The organism is Maridesulfovibrio ferrireducens, assembly GCF_016342405.1.
In the GTDB taxonomy this organism is placed as follows: Bacteria; Desulfobacterota; Desulfovibrionia; order Desulfovibrionales; family Desulfovibrionaceae; genus Maridesulfovibrio; species Maridesulfovibrio ferrireducens_A.
Genome location: NZ_JAEINN010000039.1, coordinates 1 through 8,767, shown reverse-complemented (window position 1 = coordinate 8,767; position 8,767 = coordinate 1). Strand labels below are relative to the sequence as shown.

Here is an 8,767-nt window from a genome sequence, read left to right as displayed (position 1 = left end):
ATGATCTACCTCATTGGGGCACCGATCCGGGACTTATTATGGAATGACTGAATTCCACACGGAACGTCGAGGAACCTCTCCATATGTGTAATCTGGATTATTTTTCACTGGCATATTCTTCTCCGGATAAAGTTCTTAGCAAATGAGACACTTGTTATCAATATAATTATATTCATAGTGTTTTAAAAATACAAAAAGACTTATCACAAGCAGGAGGAGGAATCCTGCCCTCATAAAAGAGAGCAGGATACCGTTTATTGATTAAAGATGCTGTATTTTATCTGCCGCAGAGGAAAGCCCTTTAAGATCAAAAGAGAACGTGTCATTTGAGCTGATAAATTCAATCCGTTTACCTGAAATCATGGCCTTAAATATAATCGAAATGGCAGGACATTCTGAATATTCAAGGTACATATATCCTTCCGAAGGAGTGGGCCTACCAATCATCTTTATGCGTCCCTTTTTCTGTCCATCTACGAGAACATCAAACATTTTTACGCCCGAGTATGCCTGAATAGCTTCTTCAAGGCTTGCGGCAATACCAACAGCTATATTTATTGAAGGAACAGACTTATTTCTCTCATCGAAATCAAGGAACAAAAAATCCCTAGAAAATCTTGAACCTGTTTCCAATACATCATCAGTAACAAGTCTTGTTACGCTACTACCGTATTGATCGGGAAGTCTTCCAAGAATTACCCAGTTGTCGATAATATTCTCCTTTTTAGCTGGGGAAAGATATGAAGCGGCAAGTTCGTCAACTTTGTCTGTGGAGATGCTGAGCAGCTTCAAGTTCTGAGTGTTATTTTCCACAATTTTATTCTGTTTGCTCAAAGAAGTTTGAACAGCCACTGCTGTTTTAACATCAGCAAGTAAAGAGTTGGCTTGACTTAACACTTCCTGTTGCAATTGATTCTGCGGGACAAATCCTGTTCCATATATAGTATCAACCAAGATATCTATGCTTTTTCCAGCCAAAGCATCTGATTGGAACTGAGTGAAGTCAAAATGTTTACCATCGGCATGCATTACCCAGTTCACTGATACAGGTTCGCCCACAGGCCACTCTGCTAGACTGTATGCCAAGTACCTCGCTGCGTATTTAGCGGTGTTTTCATCTGCTCCGGCCTTTTTGAATTTTTTAAGGACTCTGTTATATTTAGATCTTCCTCCAAAAAATTCCTCAACCTGAGTCTCAAATCCAACAAAAACAAAAGGGTTTCCCTTACTTAAAGCTTCGGCTTCAGCTATAACTGAATAAAGAAAGGTCATCTCAGCACCACGCTCATGCAACTTATTAGAGATCTTACCTTCAAAAGTGACCATCTTTTCACCTCGTTCTCCATTGCTTTCAGACCACAAGGGAGTGTCAAAAGCTGAATCAAACGCCTGACCAATGGCAAGGGTCGGTCTACCCTCGAGAGTTCCACTTTTCACGATTTCAACATCACCAGAACAGCCTGCAAAACAAAACATCAACAGACACAGTACGAGCATCAAAAGATTGCGCATAGGATTTCCCCTTTTGAATGTTACAAAGCCAATATATTCGTGGCTTCCTGTATGAAACTCACAATTTATTAATTTAAAATCCATAACCGCCTCCATTGCATAAATATCGTTATAAAATAAGAAGTGTCGGTTAGACGGATACTTGCCTCTATAAAAACAAAAAGTCGCCGAAATAACCCAGCGGCTTCTCTTGATCTTATAACATATCAGATAGTTAACCTTCAAATTCTTCGCCACACCGATTACAACGATACTGTCCGATAACATGAATATCGATCTTTTCACCAACAGCATTGCCCGTTGCGGCTCCAGCAAAGAAACCTGCTACAGCTCCTCCAAGTCCGCCAGCTATGGCTCCAATTCCAGTTCCAACAAACGGAACTACTGATCCGATTGTGGCTCCAGCTACAGCGCCACTTCCTGCGCCAGCATAGCAGCATGCTGCGCCTGTTATTCCACCGACAGCTGTTCCTATTTTCTGAGCTGTATTAATAAGGATAACGTGAGTGTTAACTTCGCAACTCGGGCATTTGGGACGTTCTTCTGTCATGGTAATTCTCCTATATTATTTAATGAATGAGTCCTGAAGCAGATCGAACATGGCAGGTGCTAGGTCCGTGATTTCGGTGATGACTCTGCTTTTCCCGGGAAACAAATTAAAAACGGCCTCGGAGTTAATTCCGAGACCGTATATTTCAAACCCGTTGAGGCTTCCGTCTTTTATTGCTTTTTGCGTGTTTGGCAGGTTATCGGGGACACCATCCGTTATACAGAGGATTATCTTTCGCTTTTCCGGTAACGGCAGCATTTGTTGAAAGGCCCACCAAAGAACTTCTCCTAATGGAGTTGATCCTGATGCCGCTACGCCGAAATGAGTATGCATCCGTTGCCCATGGTTAAGGATTGGAGCAACCGTCGGTTCATCATAGTTTTTACATCCTTGTGCTCTGATGGCTGGAAATGCACTAACTCCAACGCTTACACCGTTGATAGAATTAAGCGAACTGACTACAGTATGGCAGACCTGCGAAGCCAATCCGATACGTCGACGCATAGACCCTGAGCAATCAATTAAGATGTGTACCGCAGTGCTGATGCCCTGACTTTCTTGTCTGCTATGAAACATTCGGGGATTGCCAACAGCTATACGATGCAGGTGAGCCGTGCTTAAGCGACCAATCCTGCCGATACGGTCATGACTAATCGTTTTAGCCTGAATGATTCCGTGTAATCGGGACTTGAGAGCAGTTGAGGCCCTACGGGTCTGTTCAAGTTCTGTTGTGTCCAGCTCCGTAAGTCTTTTGTACCCCTCCTTGGCAACCTGCAAACCTTGATCCGCATTTTCTGGAACATTATGAATCAGATGTTCTTCCAATATTTCACCGAGACCTTTAGGCATATTTACGGGGTCGGAATTGAGCAGTTTTTCCAGATCCTGAATAGAGCTCTTAGCCTTCCTGCTTTTCTGCTTATGGCCGTTGTAGTTCTGCTTGAGGTATTCTTTCAACAGATAGACTATTTCCCGTGTGTAGAGAATACAGTCCTGAGTTGAGTCACATTTTGTACGTATCTTTTGCAAAACAAAATCCCATTGTGAGAGAAGGCCAGGGTAATACTTTTCGACAATTGAAGCGGTACTCTCACATTTATCAGCTAAATCCGGTACATCCCATGATCTGACAATCAATAGTAAGCAATTTAGAATTGCTGAAGCCGGATCTTGATGTTCGTCCTGAAGTTGATCGCTATCATTAATAAATAGGTGCCGGATCAACCACTGGAAGTTCTGTCGGCAGCCGGGAAAAATCTCAGCAAGTTTATTTTCCACTCGCCAGTCTTCCAGCGTATTCCAGATATGCATTTCAAGAGGATTAAGCTTCGCCATCTTGAGCCATTCAAAGTTTGTATCTCGGATATGAGCGGCTTCGTGGTCGAGATAAGACCTTGCTAAATTGGTCAAAATTTCATCACATTCCAGCGGCATAGACGGGATCTGAATGACCTTTCCATCAGTGAAGGCTTTATCTCCACCAATTTGAACTTTCACTCCGTATTTCTGACCCAGCACACTTGCCACCAATGGCAGCGATTTCATGAGCAGTTTATTTTTATTCATGGATTACTCCTGCATCACCACAAACCATGACTGTTAATCTGCTGCTGAGTCACAGGCTGCGGGATTGATTTCAGTGTTATTCTTTCGGAGACAGATTTAGTCTTGGAAATGGTAGGGACTGCTACTAATCCTTCAAGAAGATCTTCGGCAGTGTTTCCATCAAGAATCTTCTGGCCATGTTCCATGAGCAACGTTGGTTGTCGGAGTAGAGATACAACTCCTTGCAGCATGAGAAGATCAGCTCCACGAATAAATCCACGGGATGGAACTTTATCAAAAGCGATTTGGAGAAGATCCGTAATGGGAAGAACTCTAGGATCAATGAAGGAGAGACCGTTCAGTTTCTTATGGATGGACCTCAATGGAGAAAGAGCTTTATGTGTTACTTTAACTTTTCCTGCATAGCAGCAATTCCATGTATCTGTTGCGACTTTGGATATTTCATCAAAGAGAGTTCCGCCAAGTTTGTTTACTTCTTCTTTGAGTCCTTTTTTGACTGAGTTTTTCTCAGGAGCAGCCAGTTTAAAAATCTGCCACTTAAAACCCATTCTTGAACGGACATACTCGGCACTGACAGTGGAACTGCCTATTAACTTTTCCCAGCCGGGATGTTGTTTGATCCAGTCCTGCACAACCTCATCATAGCGAATCAAAAAGTCATCCTTTGCGGCAAAGAATTCCTTTTGGATATCTACAAGCTCCTTAACGATTTCATCAGCAACTTTTTCAGGAACACCCCATCCACCTAGAAAGCGAACTCCATGCCGGTCGAGCATGTTTACTGCACGTGATTTGAGAGTGCCGAAAACACGAAGATCTCCAGGATTACAAATGCGTTTACTTCCGAGAGAAGCGAGTTCTTCAGGCGGAAGATGGGTACTTCCAAAATCTGCCGGTGTGAGTTTCTTCCGTGCTGACCAAATGTTTACATCCAAATTTAAGGCCAGAATATGGTTGAGGACCGTAATTCGAGTTTTAGTTTCCATGAATATCTCCTTCGTTTTGCAAAATAAAAACGGAGACAGCTTTCGCCATCCCCGCTTATGAAATTTGCACTTATCATTTATATAGTTGTTTAGGATTCATCTTCCATCGGGAAAATACGCTGTGCCAGTTCATGTAGAACCGTTCGAGTTTCGCGACTGGAGCGGTACCCGAGAGCACGATCCAGAGCATAAGTTACCGGCTGAATACCCTGTCTAGCCAGCGGCTGGAAACGAATTGTTAAATCAGCCCAACGAATTAAAGTTCGAGTTGAAAATGTAACCTCTATAGTATCGCTGAGATTTCCCGTTGCTTCACCCATAAACAGTTTCCGCACAGAATTTGCGTATTCGATCATTTTGCTGCGAATATTCTCAGGCAGATTGGCTACTTTACGAGAGAGCAGTTCAGCTTCTGCAGCCGGTGTTGGGTACTCTATTTCACACAACCAGAATCTATCCATGAAGGCCAGATTTTGACGGACCACACCTTGGTACAATCCCGTTTCGTCTGCTGCACCGTTAGAATTGGCTGTAGCTGCAAATCTGAACATCGGATGTGGCTGTATTATTTCACCAGAGTTTTCAGGAATACAAAGCGGCTCACCGTCTAAAATGCCATTTAATCCGGCAGCTGTAGCCGGATCAATGATGTCGATCTCATTGAGCATAAACAGCCCACCGTATTTCATAGCAAGCGCAAGAGGTCCGTATTGGAATTCCATGTTGCCTGCTTCTACAGTCAGGTGACCGACCATTTCGGGGAACTCCAGTCGACTGTGACCAGTAATTTCAAACACCGGATAATTTAGTTTTGCGGCAAGTTGTTTAATGAGACTGGTTTTGCCGCTTCCGCTGGGCCCGAACACGTATAGCGGATCAGAGCTGTCCATAAACCAGACTACTACGTCCCGGCTGGATTCATGAAATAAATATTCAGGGTCCTCTTTCGGTGTGAAGGATGACGGTGATTCAAAGCCTTGCACCATGCGACCGGACGTCTTGCCGCTGAAGATCAAGCCTGCATCTAATTCGAAAGGAACTATTTTTTCAATTTCTTTGATTGTATCAGACATCTTTTCTCCTCGATATTAGCCATAAAAAAGGACGTACCTCCGAAGAGATACGCCCTTAATGTGACTGAGTTGTCTTATTAAAATTAAATTTACATGTTATGCAGCATGTTCGTATTTCCACCATAATTTGCGATTTCCATCCCAGCGAAATCCTGCTTTGCGTAAAAGGTCTTTCTGCGAATGCGTATTACCAGTTGCCAAAATACAAAGATTACCGTCACGGGCCGTTTCTTTGCTGTACTGAATACCTTCAAGACGAGGCAGATTGAAGGATGTTGCTCCATCATCTGGAAGTTGTTTTTGACATAATTCTGTAACGCGTGATCCCAAATGCCTGTCCGGATTGTACCCGCCATTTTCATTTTGCGGACGACATGAACCTTCAGCATCGTCATCATGTTCGGTAACGATTCCAATCAGAGCAGAAAGTCCGTACCTGCGAGCATAAGTCATAGCTGAACCATAACCCTGTGGATCGCTTTTAGGCAAAGGCATTACTAGTAAAGAAGCCTGCCATTGACCTGACTCCGCATGAACAATTTTGCTGATTAACCCAAGATTGCCAGAGTCAACATTCACTGGAAGCTGAGTCATCCATATCCCGTTAGCAAGCAGTGCTTCGCGGCAGGAATCCATAACAGATAATAAACTCGCATACTTGCTGTTAGTGAAATTGTTTTGTCCGTCCTTATGAGCTGGTTTCAAGGCCTGTTGCACTTTAAGCATTGCTCCCGCCAGTTCTGTAATATTCGGTGAACATAAATCAATGTTGGTCATGATTACCTCCTGCAATAGAGAAGAGCTCTTTTCCGGGATAAGCGGCAGGAGCTCTTTCAATAAAAAATTGGTTTGTATTACAGGAGTAATATATGTTTGAAACTATTTAATAATCATAATTTTATCTTTTTACTATATTATAAGTAAACTTAATTCAGTCACAATATAGAAATAAAAAATACTACTAAAATTAAATGCAAAATGAACTATAATTAAATTTAAAATAAATTTTATAGCTAGGTCTCTGGTAATATCTAAATACATACTAATATAAAACTAACTATGAAATAAAATAGTATATAAATTTTATATCACTCATAGTATGAAATAAAAAAATATTTAAGAGCATAATGATGTAGAGAAACAATTTAACAAGGAGTTTACAATGGCTATAACATTTAAAGAAACGTACAAAGGAAATTCAATACTAACTTCTAAAGAAAAAGGATTAGGATGTAATACTGAAATACTAGACAAAATAAGAGGTTTTATGAACTATACAACACAAATACATAATAAGGTACTGGTTGTTAGGCTGGATTTAAGATATCCAAAGAACTACCATGCTCCTGAAGATAACAGCCATATTTCTGAGTTTACTTCAAAATATATCAAGCAGTTAAAAAGAGAAGGCTATGATCCTTATTATCTATGGGTTAGGGAACAAAGTAGAGAAAAACATCAGCACTACCATTTGATGATTGCTGTAGACGGTAATAAGATGCAGTTCCCTCATAAGCTCATGACAACAGCTGAAAAACACTGGGCTTCAACCATAGGATCTGATCAGGATGGTCTTGTAGATCACTGTAACAAATCACGACAAGGAGAAAGTCAACCTAATAGCTATCGGTTAAGACGAAATGACCCTGACTTTGATCAAGTCTATGATGAATGCCATAAACGGTGTAGCTATCTCGCTAAAGAGAATACTAAAGGATGTGCCCCTAAAAGAGCCAGAGAAGTAGGATGCTCAAGGATTCCAAGAAGCATTTATTAAAATAATGGAACGGATGTTGAGATTATTTTCATCATCCGTTTTTGTTATCCCGCCTATCATTTAGACGAAACAATGATAAGCCCTGATACCTGTGTATTGAGGCTTTTTTACCTTCAAAGGGAAAATATGAACTTGATCCTGCTATAGATTTGCGGACACACGGTTAAGTAACTATCCTGATTTTTACAGGAGATGTAAATGACCAAGCCCAAACGTCGAACTTATGATCCAGAGTTCAAGCGCAATGCAGTTCTTTTAAGTGAAGATCCGTCTCGTACACATTCTGAAGTAGCAGAAAGCCTCGGAATTTCTTACGCCATACTTTATCGCTGGCGGCGCGAGTTTTCTCGTAACGGAGGAATTGCCTTTTCTGGTCAGGGAAACGAAATTTTAACCGATGAAAAACGTAGAATAAAAGAGCTGGAGAAAAAGCTACGTGACGCAGAAACAGAGCGAGAAATCCTAAAAAAAGCATTGGCCATTTTCAGCAGAGCACCGAAATGACATTCAAATTTATAAAAATAAACCGCTCTATTTTTTCGGTGAAGAAGATGTGCCAAACCCTAAAAGTTTCCCGGAGCGGTTTTTATAGTTGGTTATCAAGGCCTGAATCAAAGAGGTCAATTGAAAACAGAATGCTGAAGAGTCGTATTCTAGAATTATATCTTGAACATGGTAAAATGGCGGGAAGCCCCATGATTACAGGAGATTTGCAAGCAGAGGAAAGATTCAGAAAGGTCAGCCGCACACGAGTTGCAAGAAAAATGAAGACCATGGGACTTCAATGTAAAACAGTACGGAAATTTGTGGTTACCACTGACTCTTCCCACAAGGAACCAGCAGCACCCAACTTGCTGAATCGTCAGTTTTCCGTATCCAGACCGAACACGGTTTGGGCAACGGATATCACTTACATAAAAGTAGGCCGGAAATGGTTCTACCTTACAGTTTTTATAGACTTATTTTCACGAATTGTTGTTGGCTGGGATTTAAGTGATTCTTTGGAAAGAAGTTCAGTTATTCGTGCCTTCAATAAGGCTTTGGTCCGACGCAGGCCAGCTAAGGGACTAATGGTGCACAGTGACCAAGGAGTGCAATATGCTAGTCAGGAATTCAGAAAACATCTTGCGAAACATGGTTGCATCCAAAGTATGAGCCGAAGAGGCAACTGCTGGGATAATGCAGTTGCTGAGTCCTTTTTCCACACTTTGAAAACGCAAATGATCTGTAAGCGTCACATAGGCTCCATCTACTCATAATTTTTGAAATCCTGCATACTCACTCTTCAGCCTAAAAGGAGTGT

General features: G+C 41.6%; 7 protein-coding genes and 1 pseudogene. 2 read left to right on the top strand and 6 right to left on the bottom strand.

The genetic code is table 11. The annotated features are described in order from the left end of the window. Window positions 1–261: 261 nt before the first annotated feature. From JEY82_RS19230 to JEY82_RS19205, 6 genes are all read right to left on the bottom strand, one after another. Window positions 262–1,596: a hypothetical protein gene (locus JEY82_RS19230; RefSeq protein ID WP_304088838.1), complete on the bottom strand. Its 1,335-nt coding sequence runs from the start codon at window positions 1,594–1,596 to the stop codon at window positions 262–264. A 130-nt stretch (window positions 1,597–1,726) separates the two neighbouring features. Continuing rightward, complete coding sequence (locus tag JEY82_RS19225) at window positions 1,727–2,062, bottom strand: hypothetical protein (RefSeq protein WP_304088835.1); 336 nt, start codon at window positions 2,060–2,062, stop codon at window positions 1,727–1,729. Between the two features lie 15 nt (window positions 2,063–2,077). Next, window positions 2,078–3,628, bottom strand: a complete 1,551-nt coding sequence (locus JEY82_RS19220; protein ID WP_304088832.1) for a hypothetical protein — start codon at window positions 3,626–3,628, stop codon at window positions 2,078–2,080. A gap of 14 nt (window positions 3,629–3,642) precedes the next feature. Continuing rightward, the gene (locus JEY82_RS19215) at window positions 3,643–4,614 is read right to left on the bottom strand and encodes a DUF3150 domain-containing protein (protein WP_304088830.1); all 972 of its coding nucleotides are present in this window, start codon (window positions 4,612–4,614) and stop codon (window positions 3,643–3,645) included. Between the two features lie 89 nt (window positions 4,615–4,703). Continuing rightward, entirely contained in the window at window positions 4,704–5,687 is a 984-nt protein-coding gene (locus JEY82_RS19210) for an AAA family ATPase (protein ID WP_304088827.1), read from the bottom strand. A gap of 96 nt (window positions 5,688–5,783) precedes the next feature. Beyond that, a complete protein-coding gene (locus JEY82_RS19205) occupies window positions 5,784–6,464 on the bottom strand; it encodes an ERF family protein (RefSeq protein ID WP_304088824.1) in 681 nt (226 codons plus the stop codon). A 385-nt stretch (window positions 6,465–6,849) separates the two neighbouring features. Between JEY82_RS19205 and JEY82_RS19200 the strand changes: the two genes are divergently transcribed. Both JEY82_RS19200 and JEY82_RS19195 read left to right on the top strand, forming a co-directional pair. Continuing rightward, window positions 6,850–7,464 (top strand): inovirus-type Gp2 protein, encoded by a 615-nt coding sequence (locus JEY82_RS19200; RefSeq protein ID WP_304088822.1) that lies wholly within the window; start codon window positions 6,850–6,852, stop codon window positions 7,462–7,464. A 198-nt stretch (window positions 7,465–7,662) separates the two neighbouring features. Then, window positions 7,663–8,699, top strand: a pseudogene (locus JEY82_RS19195) (IS3 family transposase); the annotation flags it as partial. Window positions 8,700–8,767 lie beyond the last annotated feature (68 nt).

Excerpts from the sequence above, each read along its gene's own strand:
- JEY82_RS19230 (WP_304088838.1), bottom strand. The coding sequence starts at position 1,596 with ATGGATTTTAAATTAATAAATTGTGAGTTTCATACAGGAAGCCACGAA.
- JEY82_RS19225 (WP_304088835.1), bottom strand. The coding sequence starts at position 2,062 with ATGACAGAAGAACGTCCCAAATGCCCGAGTTGCGAAGTTAACACTCAC.
- JEY82_RS19220 (WP_304088832.1), bottom strand. The coding sequence starts at position 3,628 with ATGAATAAAAATAAACTGCTCATGAAATCGCTGCCATTGGTGGCAAGT.
- JEY82_RS19215 (WP_304088830.1), bottom strand. The coding sequence starts at position 4,614 with ATGGAAACTAAAACTCGAATTACGGTCCTCAACCATATTCTGGCCTTA.
- JEY82_RS19210 (WP_304088827.1), bottom strand. The coding sequence starts at position 5,687 with ATGTCTGATACAATCAAAGAAATTGAAAAAATAGTTCCTTTCGAATTA.
- JEY82_RS19205 (WP_304088824.1), bottom strand. The coding sequence starts at position 6,464 with ATGACCAACATTGATTTATGTTCACCGAATATTACAGAACTGGCGGGA.
- JEY82_RS19200 (WP_304088822.1), top strand. The coding sequence starts at position 6,850 with ATGGCTATAACATTTAAAGAAACGTACAAAGGAAATTCAATACTAACT.